This window comes from Pseudoalteromonas piscicida, assembly GCF_002208135.1.
GTDB classification, from domain to species: Bacteria; Pseudomonadota; Gammaproteobacteria; order Enterobacterales; family Alteromonadaceae; genus Pseudoalteromonas; species Pseudoalteromonas piscicida_A.
In genome coordinates this window covers 402,011-419,400 of the sequence record NZ_CP021647.1, presented here as the reverse complement: position 1 = coordinate 419,400, position 17,390 = coordinate 402,011, and the positions used below count along the sequence as shown (strand labels likewise).

The 17,390-nt window shown below is 43.5% G+C and carries 17 protein-coding genes and 1 pseudogene; 16 read left to right on the top strand and 2 right to left on the bottom strand.

The window, feature by feature from the left end:
* Positions 1–42: 42 nt before the first annotated feature.
* The 16 genes from B1L02_RS20390 (at position 43) to B1L02_RS20315 (ending at position 13,648) form a co-directional block, all read left to right on the top strand.
* Positions 43–615 (top strand): LON peptidase substrate-binding domain-containing protein, encoded by a 573-nt coding sequence (locus B1L02_RS20390; RefSeq protein WP_088532607.1) that lies wholly within the window; start codon positions 43–45, stop codon positions 613–615.
* A gap of 60 nt (positions 616–675) precedes the next feature.
* The gene (locus B1L02_RS20385) at positions 676–1,296 is read left to right on the top strand and encodes a sigma-70 family RNA polymerase sigma factor (protein WP_010377183.1); all 621 of its coding nucleotides are present in this window, start codon (positions 676–678) and stop codon (positions 1,294–1,296) included.
* The gene (locus B1L02_RS20380; RefSeq protein ID WP_088532606.1) at positions 1,293–1,943 is read left to right on the top strand and encodes a ChrR family anti-sigma-E factor; all 651 of its coding nucleotides are present in this window, start codon (positions 1,293–1,295) and stop codon (positions 1,941–1,943) included. The genes B1L02_RS20385 and B1L02_RS20380 overlap by 4 nt, the downstream gene beginning before the upstream one ends.
* 15 nt (positions 1,944–1,958) lie before the next feature.
* Positions 1,959–2,918 carry a YbgA family protein gene (locus B1L02_RS20375; RefSeq protein WP_088532605.1) on the top strand — a complete coding sequence of 320 codons (960 nt, stop codon included), beginning with the start codon at positions 1,959–1,961 and terminating at the stop codon, positions 2,916–2,918.
* 2 nt (positions 2,919–2,920) lie between these two features.
* Positions 2,921–4,300, top strand: a complete 1,380-nt coding sequence (gene phrB / locus B1L02_RS20370) for a deoxyribodipyrimidine photo-lyase (protein WP_088532604.1) — start codon at positions 2,921–2,923, stop codon at positions 4,298–4,300.
* A gap of 5 nt (positions 4,301–4,305) precedes the next feature.
* The gene (locus B1L02_RS20365) at positions 4,306–4,731 is read left to right on the top strand and encodes a nuclear transport factor 2 family protein (RefSeq protein ID WP_088532603.1); all 426 of its coding nucleotides are present in this window, start codon (positions 4,306–4,308) and stop codon (positions 4,729–4,731) included.
* A complete protein-coding gene (locus B1L02_RS20360; RefSeq protein WP_088532602.1) occupies positions 4,728–5,444 on the top strand; it encodes an SDR family NAD(P)-dependent oxidoreductase in 717 nt (238 codons plus the stop codon). Before B1L02_RS20365 ends, B1L02_RS20360 begins: the two co-directional genes overlap by 4 nt.
* Positions 5,437–6,690 (top strand): NAD(P)/FAD-dependent oxidoreductase, encoded by a 1,254-nt coding sequence (locus tag B1L02_RS20355; protein WP_088532601.1) that lies wholly within the window; start codon positions 5,437–5,439, stop codon positions 6,688–6,690. Before B1L02_RS20360 ends, B1L02_RS20355 begins: the two co-directional genes overlap by 8 nt.
* 14 nt (positions 6,691–6,704) lie before the next feature.
* The gene (locus tag B1L02_RS20350; protein WP_232003233.1) at positions 6,705–7,418 is read left to right on the top strand and encodes a DUF1365 domain-containing protein; all 714 of its coding nucleotides are present in this window, start codon (positions 6,705–6,707) and stop codon (positions 7,416–7,418) included.
* 1 nt (position 7,419) lies between these two features.
* Positions 7,420–8,682, top strand: a complete 1,263-nt coding sequence (locus B1L02_RS20345; RefSeq protein ID WP_088532599.1) for an SAM-dependent methyltransferase — start codon at positions 7,420–7,422, stop codon at positions 8,680–8,682.
* Positions 8,654–9,178 (top strand): DUF2878 family protein, encoded by a 525-nt coding sequence (locus B1L02_RS20340; protein ID WP_088532598.1) that lies wholly within the window; start codon positions 8,654–8,656, stop codon positions 9,176–9,178. The genes B1L02_RS20345 and B1L02_RS20340 overlap by 29 nt, the downstream gene beginning before the upstream one ends.
* Positions 9,179–9,332: 154 nt before the next feature.
* Entirely contained in the window at positions 9,333–9,608 is a 276-nt protein-coding gene (locus B1L02_RS20335; RefSeq protein WP_088532597.1) for an HU family DNA-binding protein, read from the top strand.
* Positions 9,609–9,758: 150 nt separating this feature from the next.
* Positions 9,759–10,235, top strand: coding sequence for a hypothetical protein (locus B1L02_RS20330; protein ID WP_088532596.1), 477 nt, complete (start codon positions 9,759–9,761; stop codon positions 10,233–10,235).
* Positions 10,236–10,372: 137 nt separating this feature from the next.
* Positions 10,373–12,205 carry a protein translocase subunit SecD gene (gene secD / locus B1L02_RS20325; protein WP_088532595.1) on the top strand — a complete coding sequence of 611 codons (1,833 nt, stop codon included), beginning with the start codon at positions 10,373–10,375 and terminating at the stop codon, positions 12,203–12,205.
* Between the two features lies 1 nt (position 12,206).
* Entirely contained in the window at positions 12,207–13,118 is a 912-nt protein-coding gene (secF, locus tag B1L02_RS20320; RefSeq protein ID WP_088532594.1) for a protein translocase subunit SecF, read from the top strand.
* Between the two features lie 101 nt (positions 13,119–13,219).
* Positions 13,220–13,648, top strand: coding sequence for a hypothetical protein (locus B1L02_RS20315; protein ID WP_088532593.1), 429 nt, complete (start codon positions 13,220–13,222; stop codon positions 13,646–13,648).
* 54 nt (positions 13,649–13,702) lie between these two features.
* Here the strand turns inward: B1L02_RS20315 and B1L02_RS20310 are convergent, their stop codons facing one another.
* Positions 13,703–14,071 carry an MliC family protein gene (locus tag B1L02_RS20310; RefSeq protein ID WP_088532592.1) on the bottom strand — a complete coding sequence of 123 codons (369 nt, stop codon included), beginning with the start codon at positions 14,069–14,071 and terminating at the stop codon, positions 13,703–13,705.
* Positions 14,072–14,206: 135 nt separating this feature from the next.
* Positions 14,207–17,388, bottom strand: a pseudogene (locus B1L02_RS20305) (efflux RND transporter permease subunit).
* Between the last annotated feature and the right edge of the window lie 2 nt (positions 17,389–17,390).

Sequence of the window (17,390 nt, the reverse complement as noted above, 5' to 3'; positions counted from 1 at the left end):
AGCCGTAATTATCGTTAGTTTTTTAGTGTTTGAACGGGAATTATGAAACTAGCTTTATTTCCATTGCCAATATTCTTGCTTCCAGGCGGGTTTACCCGTTTGCGGATCTTTGAGCAGCGCTATTTATATATGGTAAAAGAGGCCGCCAAAACAGAGCAAGGTTTTGTATTGTGTCCATACGCAGATGATATGCCGCACAATGTGCCGAAAGAAGGCGTGCACGTCAAAATCGTCGACTTCTCGCAAGACGATGATGGTCAGCTGCTTATCGATGTTGAGGCGCTATCGCGGGTCGAGATCAGCAATGTGGAAGTGGATAAGCAGTCTTTACGTTATGGCAAATGCGACATTATTGAAGGACCACCATGGCAATGCAGTGAAGAAGCATTTAGCCTAGTTGATGAAACCCTTATTGGTAAGCTACAGAGCGTTTTTATCGCGAATCCCATCCTCGATGATTTGTACCGCGACAAACATTTTACTCAGCCACTATGGGTTGCTTATCGTTGGCTAGAAATTTTACCCATCTCAATGACTCAAAAACTGAAAATAAAACAAGCACAAACATTTGAACAGGTGGCAGAGTTCTTACATACTGTATTAGATGAAAAATAGTGATCCATTCCGATTTGTACAGCGTACTAAAGTTCATAATTATAAATTGGAAGGTGAGCTATGTTAGGCCAACAGCAATCTACAGATTGCAATGTTCAGTCAGGAACTCGCAAAGCAGTGCAAGAAACACCCTCTCAAGCGTTATCGGACGCTTTAGTTAAGGTTGCAGAAAAACGAGATCGCAAAGCTTTTGCGTTCTTGTTCGAGTATTTTGCGCCAAAAATTAGGCGCTTCGGCGTGAAGCAATTTGGTAACGACGCTCAGGCGATGGAGCTCGTCCAGGACACGATGACTTCCGTGTGGCGCAAAGCACACCTCTATCACCACGATAAGGGTGCAGCCACGACGTGGATATACACTGTGATGCGCAACGCGTCGTTTGACGCATTGCGTAAAATGAAGAGTAATAAAGAAGAACACATAAGTGAAGACATTTGGCCGATAATTCAAGATTCTCAAGCTGACGATGATGGTTTTCAAGATCACTTGCAAACGGCACAAATTCAAAAGTATATTAATAAGTTGCCTCCAGCACAGCGAGACATAGTCAAAGGCGTGTACTTTCAAGAAATGTCCCAAGAGCAATTGGCTGAACATCTTAATATTCCGGTTGGTACTGTTAAATCACGTTTACGGCTAGCTTTACAAAAACTTCGCGCAGAAATGGGAGATCAAGCATGATTAAGCATCACCCTAATGACTCATTACTCAGTCAATTTGTTGAAGGCAACTTGCCTGCAAGCATCAGTGTCGCCATCGCAGCGCATGTCGAGTTGTGCCCTTGTTGTCAGAAAAAGACTCAACAACTCGAAGCGCAGGAGGCGAGTGTTCAGCTCGGAGGGAACAGCGACTCCGCACTCAGTGCCGATTTCGAGGCGATAATGCAAGCGATAACACTCGACGATGAAATCGACGAAGTTAAAGAATATGTTCAACCAACATTTAGCTATCAAGGCAGGAATGTTCAACTACCCCGCGCGATTGCGAATATCGACCGCAGCAAATTTTCAGGCGTAGGCAAAATCTTACGTTCGCGATTATTATTAGAAGATGGCGACTTGCGCTCAAGTCTCCTACAAATTGGTGCGGAAGGCGAAATCCCAGAGCACACCCACACCGGCTTTGAAATCACTCTGCTACTTGATGGCGATTTTGCAGATGAAGCGGGAGAATATGTACCGGGCGACTTTATTTGGCAAGATGGCGAACATAATCATTCTCCGCGCACAAAAGAAGGCTGCCTGTGCTTTACCGTAGTAAGTAGTGCACTACACTTTAATAGAGGCTTAAGTAAGCTGTTAAACCCAATTGGCAAATTGATTTATTAAGGGAATAGTTGCGAAATGAAATTTTCATCTCCAATAAAAATTGGCATTAGCGCGTGTTTAGCTGGAGACAAAGTACGATTTGACTCAGGCCATAAGCGTTCAAACTTTTGTATGGATGAATTCGCCGAACATGTTGAGTATGTGCGCTTTTGCCCGGAAGTTGCGATAGGCTTGCCAATTCCAAGACCAACCATTAGGCAGATCCGTGTAGGGGACATCATCAAAGTTAGTCGCCCAGACGGTAAAGAGGATGTCGCACCAAAGCTTAGAGAGTATGGCGAAAAAGTTGCCACCTCACAGACACAGAACCTTTCAGGTTTTGTATTTTGCGCCAAAAGTCCAAGCTGCGGAATGGAGCGTGTTAAGGTCTATAACGAAGCGGGAACTGGTAACACATCTGAAGGTATTGGTATTTTTGCTGAGCAAATCATGAAACATAATCCGCTCTTGCCTTGCGAGGAAAATGGTAGATTGAACGACATGCATCTCAGAGAAAACTTCGTGATGCGCGTGTTTGTCTATAAAAGTTGGCAAGAACTGAACCAATCTGAAAACATCGGTCTACACGAGTTGACAAATTTTCATGCTAAGCACAAATATTTGTTAATGAGCCATAACTATCAAGCTTATAAAGATTTGGGCCGTTTACTTGGTGACGGCAAACAGTTTGATAGAGAGGCACTAAAACATAAATACATTAGCGGCTTGATGTCAGCTCTGAGCAAGCCTGCCAATCGCAAAAACCAAGCAAACACGTTAACGCATCTGCAGGGGTATTTTAAGAGCGAGCTTTCAAGCATCGAGAAGCAAGAAATGTGCGGTGCGATTGAGCAGTATCGCAAAGGTATTGTGCCTTTATATGTGCCGTTGACCTTGCTCAAGCATCACCTTACTGTGCATCCTAAAGAATATTTGCAAAGCCAAGTGTACTTTGACCCATACCCCAACGAACTGCGTTTGAGATTCGGGATTTAATAATGAAAACAGCTTTTTGGTTTCGCCGTGACCTCAGAGTTTACGGCAACGAGGCTTTGATTGAAGCCGTGAATGAGGGCGCACGCGATGCGCTCTTTTTTTATTGCAAACCACAGTGGCAATCACACAACGCAGCCAGTATTCAACTCGACCTGCTTGAGCGTAGATTACTTGAGCTAGGCAACCAGCTTAGTGAATTTGGCATTACGCTGCATATAATAGAAGCAAGTACATTCGCTAAACTGCCAGAGCAGCTCAAAGCAGTTTGTGATGATAAGAGCATTGATTGCTTGTACGCAAATAAAGAATATGAAGTGAATGAAGTTGCGCGCGATGAAGCCTGTGCAACTGTGATTACATTAAAATTATTCGATGGCGACGTTGTTGCTAAACCTGGCTCAGTGCTTACGGGTTCAGGTGAAATGTTTAAGGTATTTACTCCTTTTAAAAAAGCATGGTTAAAGCTCTTTGTGGGGCAGCAATTTCACTTTTCTAGCTGGCCATTAGACAAACAACTCGATGCAAATTTCGAAAAGCCGACTTTCTTTGAGTCGACTAATGAGTCTGAAAAATGGCCAGCAGATGATAATGCCATTGTCGCGATTGTAAACCGCTTCATTAAAGACAAGCTAGAAGACTACCAAGATGACCGAGACTTTCCTGCAATCAAGGGGACGTCGGGACTCAGCCCTTATTTGGCGTTAGGTATTGTGTCGCCCAAACAGCTAATCGCACAGATCCAACTTCACTATCCTGAGGTGCTTGAAAACCCAAGTAAGCCGGAGTTTTGTTGGGTGAACGAACTCATTTGGCGTGAGTTTTATCGCCACCTTATCGTTGCCTTTCCGCGTTTATGTAAGCGTTTTAACTTCAATGATAAATATAACGCAGTCAGATGGCGTGACGATACCCAAGCATTTAAGCTATGGTGTTGTGGTAAAACTGGCTACCCGATTGTCGATGCGGCAATGCGCCAGCTCAATAAAACTGGCTGGATGCACAATCGACTACGCATGATTGTTGCCAGCTTTTTAACCAAACACCTGCTTATCGATTGGCGTGAAGGCGAAGCCTATTTCATGTCTAAATTAATAGACGGTGACCTGGCGAGTAACAATGGTGGCTGGCAGTGGGCTGCAAGTACAGGATGTGACGCGCAGCCTTATTTTCGTATTTTTAATCCCATCACGCAGAGCGAAAAGTTTGATCCCGATGGTTCCTTTATTCGTACATATGTGCCTGAATTGAAAAATGTTCCAGCAAAGCATATTCATTTTCCCCACGACTATTTAGCGGCATTTGGCGGAAAGGACGACTATGTAGAGCCGCTGGTTGATCATAAAGAAGCAAGGGCGAGAGCACTTGACGCATTTAAGGTTTAATAGGTATGGATCACAGAACGCAGCGATTCGTGGCAATTTATAATGAAATAGACAAATACTGCCTCGGTAAATTGGCTTCAATCTACACCGAGAACATCAGTTTTGTAGACCCTTTTCATAAAATTCAAGGGCTTGATGCGCTAACGAGCTATTTTCAAGGTTTGTATGAAAATGTCTCTGAAATCGAGTTTCGTGTTACAAACGCCTATCAAGTCGATGACGTTAGCTTCATCTACTGGACTATGTCATACCAACACCCAAAGCTAAATGGCGGTAAGCTTATTGAAGTCGATGGCCATAGTCGCTTGAGCTTTATTGGCGAAAAAGTAGCGCAACATAGGGATTACTTCGACAGTGCACAAATGCTGTATCGCCAAGTCCCACTGCTCGGTGGGGTTATTCGACTATTGGATAAAAGGATCACAGCATGAGTAATGTCTTAATTACCGGCGCAACATCAGGCATAGGTAAAGGCCTTGCTGAATACTATGCAAAACAGTCCCATCAAGTAACGGCCTGCGGCCGTAACACAGAAGTGTTAGGCGAATTGGAAAACAGCGTAGGTGTTAAGAGTAAAGCGTTTGACTTAACAAATCGCGATGAGATAGAACATAACTTCAAAGATATTAACGAGCTAGATCTCGTAATTCTCAATGCAGGTGGTTGTGAGTATATTGATAATCCCAACCAATTCGACGGCCATTTGTTTGAGCGAATAATGAATATCAATGTCATTTCAATCGGCCACTGTCTAGACGTATTACTGCCAAAAATTAAAGCCGGCGGGCAAATTTGTATTGTAAGCTCCAGTAGCGCATTTTTACCTTTACCTCGTGCTGAAGCTTATGGAGCTTCAAAGGCGGCTGTCAGCTATTTAGCGCGCACATTGACTGCAACATTAAATGACGTTGATGTAACCTTAGTCCACCCGGGTTTTGTAGAAACGCCGTTGACAGACAAAAACGACTTTCCGATGCCATTTATTGTGAGTGTCAATGAAGCTGTCGAGTACATTAGTAAAGGAATAGAGAAACGCAGCAAAGAAATACATTTTCCAAAAAGATTTACCTTATTTTTAAAACTTCTCAGGTTACTGCCGTTTGCACTGTGGTTACCTCTCGCAAAAAGGATAGCCCGTGGCTAAGATTGCAATAATTGGAAGCGGTATTTCAGGTATGACCGCAGCATACCTTTTAAGTCGTCAACACGACGTCAAGGTCTTTGAAAAAAATAATTATATTGGCGGACATACGGCAACCATCGATGTTGAATATCAGGGCGAAAAACTCGCAATTGATACCGGCTTTATCGTATTTAACGACAGAACTTATCCCAAATTTGAGAAGCTGCTAGCTGAAATCGGTGTCAGTCGCCAAGAAACTGAAATGAGTTTTAGTGTTCACAACAGTAGATCCAAATTCGAGTACAATGGTCATTCACTACGCACTTTATTTGCACAAAAGCGGAATCTGCTAAGGCCAACATTCTGGCGGTTGTTAAGGGATATAGTGCGTTTCAACAAGCTCTGTAAGTCCTTATATGAAAAAGACGACTATGATGGTGTTGAAACGCTTGGCAAACTATTACAGCAACACCAATTTAATGAATTTTTTAAGCTACACTATATCTTGCCGATGGGCGCTGCAATTTGGTCAACCAGCATCAAAGAGATGCTCGACTTCGAAGCCAAATTCTTTGTCCGGTTTTTCTTCAACCATGGATTATTGGACATTACTAACCGTCCTCAGTGGTATGTAATTCCGGGTGGTTCAAGGGAATACGTCCAACCATTGGTGGCAGAATTTAAGGACAATATTGTGCTTAATGCCGACATCGAGACGGTGACTCGTGACGAATCTGGTGTGACAATAGTCTTTAAGGATGGCAGCAACGAGTACTTCGATAAAGTCGTCTTTGCATGCCATAGCGATCAGGCATTGGCATTATTAAATACACCATCTAGTGATGAACAAGCGATACTAGGGGCAATCCCATATACAGCAAACTCAGTGGTGCTACACACAGATACCCGTTTATTGCCTAAGCGTCCGCTCGCATGGGCCAGTTGGAACTATTTGTTAAACGAAGCGACAGACAAAGCCGCTGTCGTCACCTATCAAATGAACATATTGCAAGGGCTTGATGCCAAACATCAATACTGTGTCACATTAAATCACGATGAAGGGATAGCTGAAGACAAAGTGATCCGCCGATTTGTTTATCATCATCCGGTATTTAATACCACCAGCATTGCAGCCCAAAAACGTAAAGCTGAAATTGATGGTAAACACCATAGTTATTTTTGCGGTGCGTACTGGTTCAACGGCTTTCATGAAGATGGTGTGAGAAGTGCGGTAGACGTGGCTGAACAACTGGGTATCTCATTTTGAATAGTGCAATACTGGTGGGCAAAGTTCGGCACCGGCGATTCGCCCATGCCGAACACGCATTTTCCTATCCCATGTATATGATGTGGTTAGATTTAAGTGAGATAGAAACACTCAATAGTATTTCGTCAAAGTTTGGTACATCCGGCTTAAAACTCCTTAAATTCAATCAAGCTGACTATATCCTCACGGAAGGGGAAAGCTTAGATGAGCGCGCACGTGCTAAATCAAATGCACTAGGCAAACCCGTTTCTTCACAAACAAAAGTATATTTAATGGCGCAAATACGCTGTTTAGGCTTTTACTTCAGTCCGGTTAATTTCTACTTTTTTGAAGACGAAAAGGGGGCTGGTTTCAGCCATATGCTTGCTGAAGTAAGCAATACGCCTTGGAATGAGCGACATTTTTATTTAGTTGAATTAAATAAAGAAGTGAACTTTAAAAAGGAATTTCACGTATCACCTTTTATGAGTTTGGATATGCACTACCATTGGAAAGTAAAACCACCTGGTAGCAACACGCTAATCCATATAGAAAATAGAAAAGGTGACGAATTGCTATTTGATGCCACGATGGCGCTCAAAAAGCAGGAACTCAACGAGGCAAATATTAATCAATTGCTAAAGCGGTTTCCTGCTATGACATGGAACATAGCTAAAGGCATCTATTGGCAAGCGTTGAAGTTATTTTTAAAAAAAGTGCCTTTTGTTGGGCATCCCGGAAGAGTATAAGATGGAAAATACCACGACAATATCCTCATCAATTTCGCTTTCTACATTCGATAGATTGTATAAAAAGCTCGTCTTTGGCGCGTTGAATACGTTAGAAACTGGAAAAGTGGTACTTGTCGAAGGCAACCAAAAATACTGTTTTGGTGAGTCTGAAACAAGTTTTAGCGTAGATATTCATGTGCATTCTGCGCAAATGTACAAGTTATTTGCACTTGGCGGTAGCGTAGGAGCCGGTGAGTCTTACATTCTTGGTCACTGGAGCTGCTCAGATTTAACTAGACTGATTGAAATTTTCGTCCTAAATCAAGCTCAGCTCGATGCGTTTGAAAATAAGTTTGCGGTTTTCTCTGGTATTGCTAACAAAATAAAGCATCTCAAAAACAAAAACTCAAAACAAGGCTCAAAGCGCAATATTGTGGCCCATTACGACCTTGGTAATGACCTGTATGAATCATTTTTAAGTGAAGAAATGCTCTATTCTAGTGCTGTGTACCCTTCAAAGGAGGCAACATTAGAAGAAGCCCAGCAACATAAGCTAGCAGCGATCTGCGAGCGCTTAGATCTTCAGCCAAATGACAAAGTAGTTGAGATTGGCACTGGGTGGGGCGCATTTGCTGTCTATGCTGCAAAAAACTACGGCTGTCATGTAACAACGACAACCATCTCAGAAGAACAATACGCCTATGTAACAGCGCTAATTGAAAGAGAAGGGTTGCAGCAACACATCACGCTATTAAAGAAAGACTACCGCGAATTGGAAGGCCAATACGACAAACTGGTGTCCATTGAAATGATTGAAGCAGTTGGGCACGCATATCTATCGGGCTTCTTTACCAAATGCAACGACTTGCTAAAACCGACCGGCGCAATGCTAATTCAGGCCATCACCATAGCCTGTCAGCGTTATCAACATTACCTTAAACAATCGGATTTCATTCAGCAGTATATCTTCCCTGGCGGTTGTCTTCCGTCCATCAGTGAAATGAGTAAGCAAATTTTAAATTCCACGGATATGGTTGTCCACGAACTCCATGATATCGGTTTGCACTACGCCAGAACGCTATATGACTGGCGTGTTCGGTTTGAAAAAGCTTGGCCTTCACTCGACGGTAAACGTTTCGATGAGCGCTTTTATCGCCTTTGGCAATTTTATCTGTGCTACTGTGAGGGCGCTTTTAAGCGTAGAGCCACCAGTGCCGTGCATTTAGTCGCCAGAAAACCGAGATATCAGTCAAATGCCTGTACTCAAACATTGGATTACTAACGCACTTATCTTCCAAAGCATTTGGTTTGCTGCATTATTTTTCCAAGCCGATGCGCTTTGGTACATGTTGATTGGCTGTTTAGTTATGCTCGCAGGGCACCAAAATATACGTCTCAATTTGGTGCTTGCATTGGTGGGCTCTATCATAGGGATTGGCATTGAATTCATTGCGGTCAAAACCCAGCTCATCAATTACCAAGGCAGCGAGTTACTTCCACTTTGGCTTTGGGTTTTGTGGATAGCATTGGTGCTAACGATAAACAATGCGCTTTCCAAACTGCTAACGCTGAAGGCTCCCTTGCTCTTATTGATATTTTTGGTTTGTGCGCCGCCAAGCTATCTTGGCGCTGCAAACTTTGGCGTAGTTTCTATTTCAAACCCTTGGTACGTTTTTTGGCCTACTTTTGGTGCACTGTGGAGTGTGGGATTCTATATGATAGTTAGTTTTAATCGCATTTTATGGGGTACAAAGCTTGCGCAGGTGCGAGCAAATTGATAGCGTTTGATTACAAACCCGCGGGATCCGGGGCGAAACGTAATAAAATAATAAATATTTCGTCGAATTTCGCAATTTTGGGGTTGCACATAAACGAAAAATACATAAACATAGGTTTTGCTTAGGCAAATTATAAAGTTATAGGAATCTAATAATGAATAAAGCTCAACTAGTTGAAAAGATGGCGGCAGACGCAGAGATTTCAAAAGCAGCGGCAACTCGCGCTTTAGAAGCGTTTACTGGCGCAGTAACTAACACACTAAAAGATGGCGGTTCTGTTGCTTTAGTTGGTTTTGGCACATTTACAGTAAAAGAGCGCGCTGCGCGTACTGGTCGTAACCCACAAACTGGCGCTGAAATCCAAATCCCAGCTGCGAACATTCCTTCGTTCAAAGCTGGTAAAGGCCTAAAAGACCAAGTAAATCCTTAATCCACTCGCTGGACAAGAAAAACCTCCCACGTTGGAGGTTTTTTTATGCCTATCTCATTCGGTATCATTGATATCGCGCTCTTGAATTTGCTACTATCGCCCCAATCTCGTGTTTATATCTAAATATAATAAGTTGTTTAATCAGTTTTCATGAAGCGTTCTAGCCTTTTTGCCGTTATATCATTACTCATTTTGCTATGGGTAACGGCTGCGTGCGCGACAGGAACCTCCGACAATAACTTTTCCCATACTGCTGATACGCACAGCACGAGCGTTGAAAACATCGCTCTGAAGCGCCTTGCTAACACGGAACAGTTAGCGAGTAAACCAAGTCCAGCGACTCCAATAAAGATCAGTGTTGAAACCACGCATCACGAAAAAGGCTTATTGCCAGAACGCGAGCGCACTAGCCATCCTAGTTACTTTCTACATCCTAAACAACAAGCCGAATATGCGCTTGTTTTTGAGCTAGCAGCAGAAAAATATGTGCCGGCCTCAGTCTATGACATCAATAGACCTAAACCTGTGCCTTGGTATATGTGTGATACTCGGCCAAATAATGGCTTTATCGACAACTGTAAGCCGGCAAACTTAACCTTCAAAGGCAGCCTAAGCTTCGCCTCTTAATCATTATCTATGACCAATAAAGTATCCAAATTTTAGGTTTCGAGTGCTATACCAACATCCTAACACCCGCATGACTGGATTTAGTCAGGTCACTTCGTTAGCAAATAGGTATCGCTCAGATAGATAATGAGAAAAATATGAAAGATATCAATTCGCCAGCGAGATTGTCAAACCCTCGTGGCACTACAGCGCGTGCAAAACGCTTTTTTACTGCGCTTATTGTATTCCTGTTGATTCTTTGTGCACTACCAAACTTGTATCCCAATAAGAATTTGATTCAAATTCAAGCAAGTAGTAACGAGGTTGTGCCTCTGTCACTGCCTGAGCTTAAATCTCAGCTAGAAGGAGAGGGATTCAAAGTTAAGCAAATTGAGTCTCATCAAGGTGGCTATTTAGTTGAACTTGAAAACCGCACGCTAACCGCCGAAGCGCGTGCTTATATGGCTGAGTCTCACTCAAAGCTAAGTGTTAAGGTTGTTAGTGCTTCAACAATGCCACAGTGGTTAGAAAGCACAGGACTCAAACCGATCAAGCTAGGACTAGACTTGGACGGCGGTGTGTTGTTCGTACTCAAGGTTGACACAGAACAAGCTGCACAAAATAAACTACAATCTCTCGCTGATGAAGCCAATAGCCTACGGATAAAAAATCGTTATCGTAACCTTTCTATCCCTCAAGTTATTAATAGTGAGCAGGTTGAGGTGATTGCTAAAGCACAAGGGCAAAATGAACTCGTTGCACTAACGGCGACACTGCGCGAGCTATACCCTCAATTAACCAATACAACCCATAGTCAAGGCAGTTTAATTAAAGTTAACTTCCGCTTTGCAGAAGCGAAAAAAGCGGAGTTCGATAAGCAGCTTATGACGCAAGCGCTGTCTACCTTACGTTCGCGTATTGAGGAACTCGGGATCACAGAAGCGGTTACGCAACGTCAAGGCACTAATTATATACGAATTGAATTACCTGGCGTGCAAGACCCAGAACAAGCCAAGCGTATTATCGGCGCAACAGCAAAGCTTTCATTTCATGCATTACAAGAAATGGGAGGTCAAAAATTAAAGGATAAGTCTGGCGCTCCGATTTCAGTCGACCCAGTTGCCATTTTTGGCGGGGATGAAATAGAGTCCGCAACAGCAGGAAGAGACGAATACGGAAAACCTTTAGTGGAACTATTCTTATCTTCTCAAGGTGGTGAAAAGATCAATCGATTTTCTAGAAACAATGTTGGTAAACCAATGGCTACTGTATTCAGCGAATATTACGCGGATCCAAAAGGAGAGATTAAGCGCAAAACGGAAGTGATTTCAGTAGCCACTATTCAACAAGTATTAAATACCCGATTCAGTATTACCAATATGCAAACTATGGAACGCGCGCAGGAGTTAGCATTATTGTTACGAGCGGGTTCTCTAGACGCACCAATCACCTTTGTGAAAGAGCAAACCATTGGTCCTTCATTGGGCGAAAAGAATATTGAAAGCGGCTTTAAAGCATTGGCTTTAGGGTTAAGCCTAACTTTGCTGTTTATGGCAATATGGTATCGCAAGCTAGGCGCAGTGGCCATTACCTCATTACTGGTAAACTTAGTTTGCCTGATTGGATTAATGTCGCTGCTTCCTGGTGTGGTGCTTACCTTGCCCGGCATTGCGGGCCTAGTCTTGACTATTGGTATGGCAGTCGACACCAATGTGATTATTTTTGAGCGAGTTCGCGAATTAAGACGTAAAGGCATCGGGATGGTTACTGCATTAAAGCAAGGTTATCAACAAGCCATGTCGAGTATTATCGATGCTAACTTAACCACGATGATAACTGCTCTTATCCTACTTGGTATCGGTTATGGACCAGTAAAAGGGTTCGCGATCACTTTGGCGCTGGGCATAGTAACCAGTATTTTCGCCGGTGTGGTCGTCTCCGGTATGTTATCAGAATCTCTTTATTCAAAATCACGTAAAGGCGTAAAGTAAAATGACAAGTAAAACGCAAAAGGCAAGATTCGTCGGGCTAATTTCTGGATTGTTACTTGTCCTTGCAAGTCTCATAGCCATCACCCAAAAAGGCATTGTATTAGGCCAAGACTTTACCGGCGGTTACGTTACGGTTATCGACTTACCCAAGCAAAAGAGCCAAACAGAAATGCAAAACAAGCTAGCCGAGCTTGATGTTCAAAATGCGCGAATTGATCTGCAAAACGATGGTAGCTGGCGAGTTTTCCAAACCCCTGAGTCCACCGACGAAGCACACGTCAAACAGTGGATAGAAGGACTTGAAACACAATGGCAAGCTAGTGTGTTAGACGCCAGTTATCTTGGTGCGCAGGTGGGTAATGAGTTAATAGAACAAGGTGGCCTTGCAGGTATATTCGCATTACTTAGTGTATTGATTTACTTGGCGTTTAGATTTGAGTGGCGCTTGGCAGCCTCTGCAAGTATCGCGCTTTTTCATGATGTGATTGTGACGCTTGGTTTGTTTGCAATAACGCAAGTAGAGTTTGACTTAACCGTGCTTGCAGCGCTGCTGGCGATTATTGGCTACTCTCTCAACGATTCCATTGTCATAGGTGACAGAGTAAGGGAGTTGTTGTTCGAAGAGCATTGGAAAACCAGCCCAGTGGGCAATACCATAGATCGAGCGATAAAAGACTCAATGAGTCGCACGCTGATCACCTCATTAACAACGCTCACAACGGTGTTGGCGATATGGTGGTTAGGCGGTGCTGGACTTAATAGTTTTGCCATGGCGTTATGTTGTGGCATTCTCATTGGTACTTTGTCTTCCTTGGCAATTAGCGCAACTTTACCGCAGTTTTTAGGTTTGTCGTTTAATAACTACCTAAAAGAAGAATCTGAAGCAGCGAAACAGCAACTCGCTGAGCCATAAGCTTTAAATACGATTTAGGTTAAAAAAGTAGCAATCGCTCTTTTTTAATCTTGTCGTGCTGATGTATAATCCGCACTTCGAAAGGAGCTGGATAAGGATTAATGTCAAAATATAGTTATCAAACTCGGTGCGGGAAAGTAACCCTCTGGACCGAGCAAAATATCCTCTTTGCCTGTTTCGAAGGAAATATTAATGAATCTATGATCCATTATTTTTCTAGGGCTTTAGAGCAATGTCGAGCTGAGATCCACGCATCGACATGGGGTTACGTGAGTTATTCAGAAAATGCCATCGCTGCAACACCAGAAGCATACAAGTTACTGGTAAACATAGCAAAGCGCTGTCTGCAGTTAGGCTGTGTTAGTGCTGCGTATGTGTTGAAGTCGGCAATTGCGAAAAGCCAGATTGAAAAAATGCGCAAGGAAATAGGTATGCCAGAGCCATTGGATAAAGTTTTATTTGCTGATGTAAGCGCTGCCATTGGGTTTGTAAAAAGTACTTTAGCTACGCCTGAAAAGTTGTCGGTATAAGACATCCTAATTCTATATATAAGTGACGTTGCCTATTGGGACGAGCATTTATAATCAGTTTGATTGCGCCTTCACTGTTAAGGCTTCATTGGGCCGCATCTCGCAACGTGCGACGATGCGGTTGTTTTTATCATCTTCCTGTCTAAGTAACATTCCTTCGTCGTTTTTTGTCCACCACACAAACCCATCACCTTGGTATTTTGCGCCGCTGGCTGAGCGAGCAATCTTCATCTTAACCACTTGTTCGTTAAAATGGACTGTTGCCTTATCACTGTCGTTGTAGTCAACCTTTATCACCGAATTATTATCGCATTGATACCGGCTAAGTGTTTCACTAAGCTCAATTTTACGATTTGAGATGTCCTCGCCACACGCACTTAGAACAGAGGTAAACAAAACGGCAAAGGCAATTTGAGATTTCACAAGCAGACTCCGGCAAGATAAAAACGGTATCTGGCAATATAGCGTAAGAGGATGAAGTTAAGGTGAATAGTGTGATTACAAGGCAATAAAAAGCAGCAAAAAAAGGCCCGATGGGCCTTTAAGCATGATTACAAGTTAATCCTTTACAGGAATACCATCGCGCGTACTCTGCGCTTCACGTATTTTTGGCGTGTAAAGCCGCTTGGTCATCGCCATAAAGAAAATTGGCGTAAACAATAAACCAAATAATGTGACACCTATCATTCCAGAAAATACCGCAATCCCCATGGTCTCACGCATTTCAGCACCCGCACCGGTTGCGAGTACCAAAGGTACAACCCCTGCGGTGAAGGCAATCGACGTCATAAGAATCGGACGTAAACGCAGCTTACATGCCTCAATAATTGACTCCAAATTAGTCTTGCCTTGTTCGTACTCTTCTTTGGCAAATTCCACCATTAGGATTGCATTTTTACATGCCAAAGCGACCAAAACGATGAGTGCAATCTGGGTAAAGATATTATTGTCACCGCCTGTTAGCCACACTCCAATTAGGGCTGATAATATGGTCATTGGTACAATGAGGATGATTGCAAATGGTAGCTTTAGGCTTTCGTATTGCGACGCCAAAACCATAAACACCAACAGCACAACCAGTGGGAAGATATACACCATCACGTTACCAGCGAGGATCTGCTGATAGGTGACTTCAGTCCATTCAAATGCCATGCCTTCACTAAGCGTTTCGTTTAGCACAGCTTCAATTGCTATTTGCGCTTGATCCGAAGAGTAGCCGGGCGCAGGGCTGCCATTTAACTCAGCAGTAGGATAACCGTTATAGTGCATCACACGATCAGGTCCTGTTGTCGGGGTGACTTTGAGTACCGCGCCAAGTGGCACCATTTGACCATAGTTGTTTCTTACTTTGTAAGACAGAATTTGTGCTGGATCTGAGCGAAAGTTAGCGTCAGCCTGTGCGGTGACCTGATAAGTGCGACCAAATAAGTTAAAGTCATTGACGTACATTGAACCTAAATAGATCTGTAATGCATTAAACACTTCCTCAAGTGGAACACCTTGCACCATGGCTTGCTCACGGTCGATATCAATGTCCATTTGCGGTACTTGGATCCTAAAGCTTGAGTAGAGTCCCATTAGCTCCGGTTGCTGCTGCGCTTTTGCGATCACCGCTTGTAAGTCCGAGAATAGCTTCTCAAAGCCTAGGTTGCCCCTATCTTCAATTTGCAGTTTAAAACCACCTGTCGTGCCTAACCCCTGTATTGGTGGCGGCGGGAAAACCGCGACAAACGCTTCATCTATGATGGCAAACTTCTGATTGAGCTGCGCTGCGATTGAAGACGCATACAACTCGGGCGATGTGCGATTTTCAAATTTGTCTAAGGCAACAAATACAATCCCGCTATTTGGGCTATTTGTGAAGCCATTCACTGAAAGGCCAGGGAAAGACACGGAATGTAAGACACCTGGAGTCTGCAGGGCAATTTGTTCCATCTCACGTACAACGGCTTCTGTTCTGTCCAAACTCGCAGCGTCTGGCAGTTGCGCAATCGCAACGAGATACTGCTTGTCCTGCTGTGGAATAAAGCCGCCAGGAATTGTGCTAAACAACTTAGTAGTAGCAAAAATTAACCCTAAATACACCACCAAAACAATGGTGCTCAGTCTAATGAGTTTTTTTACCAGTCCAACATAGCCGTGAGCTGCCTTATCAAAAAAGCGATTAAACGGTTTGAATAGCCATTGACCAAACAATTTATCTAACACGATTGTGAGTTTGTCAGGTTTAGCACCGTGCGGTTTTAACAGTAACGCAGCCAGCGCAGGTGATAATGTTAATGAGTTAAATGCCGAGATCAGCGTCGAAATCGTAATCGTAAGCGCAAACTGTTTGTAAAACTGGCCTGACAACCCGGTAATAAATGCAGTTGGAATAAACACCGCACAAAGCACCAACGCAATCGCTATAATAGGGCCTGTCACCTCTGACATCGCTTGTTTAGTTGCCTCAAAGGGCGCAAGGCCGTTTTCAATGTTACGCTCAACGTTTTCAACCACGACGATGGCATCATCGACTACGATACCGATAGCTAGTACCAAACCAAACAACGACAACGTATTGATAGAAACACCAAGCCACTGCATCGCGGCAAAGGTCCCAACTAACGATACAGGCACTGCCACGAGTGGAATAATAGAGGCGCGCCATGTTTGCAAGAATAAGATAACGACCAATACGACAAGTACGATGGCTTCTAATAATGTCGAAATTACCGCATCGATTGAACCGCGAACAAAAATAGTTGGATCATAAACGATATCGTATTCAACCCCCTCAGGGAAACGTGTCGATAACGCTTTCATGGTTTCACGCACCTGATCCGACAATTCTATTGCGTTAGAGCCGGGACGTTGGAAAATCGGCATTGCCACCGCTTCGTTGCCATCCAGCAAAGCTCTTAACGCGTAATTATCTTGTCCAAGCTCAACACGGCCAATATCTTTGAGCCGGGTTACCGCACCATCGCTCGATACACTAACAATAATATTGTCAAACTCACTGGTATCTGCCAAACGGCCTTTAACGTTTAAGAGAATTTGGAACTGATTTTCATTCGTTGTAGGCTGAGCACCTAAAGAGCCCGCTGCTACTTGGCGGTTTTGTTGTTGGATTGCTCGGACCACATCGCTTGCGGTTAAGTTTCTTTCAGCCAATTGCTCGGGGTTTAGCCATATCCGCAACGCGTATTTACCGCCGCCGAATAGCTTTACATCACCAACTCCCGGCAAACGCGCTATCTGATCTTTAACATAAATATCGGCATAATTAGAGAGGTAGCTTGTATCATGCGAGCCACTTGGCGATACCAAATGCACCACCATAGTGAGATCAGGTGACGCCTTCTCAGCCACAACCCCTAAACGTTGCACTTCTTGCGGTAATCTTGGAATAGCGCTATTCACCCGATTTTGTACTTGGACTTGGGCACGATCCAAATCAGTACCCAGCGCAAAAGTCACGGTAAGCGTTAAACGACCATCACTGGTTGCTTGAGAAAACATATAAATCATGTTCTCAACACCATTGATCTCTTGTTCAAGCGGTGTTGCAACCGTTTCAGCAATGACTTTTGGGTTTGCGCCGGGATAGGTTGCAGATACCACAACCGTAGGCGGTACAACTTCCGGATACTCACTCACAGGAAGCTGAAACAGAGAAATGGCCCTGCGATTAATATCACGAGCGACATCATCGCCGCAAAAATAGGGCGCTTAATGAAAAAATGGGAAAATTTCATTA

Bases quoted from the DNA above. Each gene is read 5' to 3' on its own strand.
- B1L02_RS20390 (WP_088532607.1), top strand. From the start codon at position 43: ATGAAACTAGCTTTATTTCCATTGCCAATATTCTTGCTTCCAGGCGGG.
- B1L02_RS20385 (WP_010377183.1), top strand. From the start codon at position 676: ATGTTAGGCCAACAGCAATCTACAGATTGCAATGTTCAGTCAGGAACT.
- B1L02_RS20380 (WP_088532606.1), top strand. From the start codon at position 1,293: ATGATTAAGCATCACCCTAATGACTCATTACTCAGTCAATTTGTTGAA.
- B1L02_RS20375 (WP_088532605.1), top strand. From the start codon at position 1,959: ATGAAATTTTCATCTCCAATAAAAATTGGCATTAGCGCGTGTTTAGCT.
- phrB (WP_088532604.1), top strand. From the start codon at position 2,921: ATGAAAACAGCTTTTTGGTTTCGCCGTGACCTCAGAGTTTACGGCAAC.
- B1L02_RS20365 (WP_088532603.1), top strand. From the start codon at position 4,306: ATGGATCACAGAACGCAGCGATTCGTGGCAATTTATAATGAAATAGAC.
- B1L02_RS20360 (WP_088532602.1), top strand. From the start codon at position 4,728: ATGAGTAATGTCTTAATTACCGGCGCAACATCAGGCATAGGTAAAGGC.
- B1L02_RS20345 (WP_088532599.1), top strand. From the start codon at position 7,420: ATGGAAAATACCACGACAATATCCTCATCAATTTCGCTTTCTACATTC.
- B1L02_RS20340 (WP_088532598.1), top strand. From the start codon at position 8,654: ATGCCTGTACTCAAACATTGGATTACTAACGCACTTATCTTCCAAAGC.
- B1L02_RS20335 (WP_088532597.1), top strand. From the start codon at position 9,333: ATGAATAAAGCTCAACTAGTTGAAAAGATGGCGGCAGACGCAGAGATT.
- B1L02_RS20330 (WP_088532596.1), top strand. From the start codon at position 9,759: ATGAAGCGTTCTAGCCTTTTTGCCGTTATATCATTACTCATTTTGCTA.
- secD (WP_088532595.1), top strand. From the start codon at position 10,373: ATGAAAGATATCAATTCGCCAGCGAGATTGTCAAACCCTCGTGGCACT.
- secF (WP_088532594.1), top strand. From the start codon at position 12,207: ATGACAAGTAAAACGCAAAAGGCAAGATTCGTCGGGCTAATTTCTGGA.
- B1L02_RS20315 (WP_088532593.1), top strand. From the start codon at position 13,220: ATGTCAAAATATAGTTATCAAACTCGGTGCGGGAAAGTAACCCTCTGG.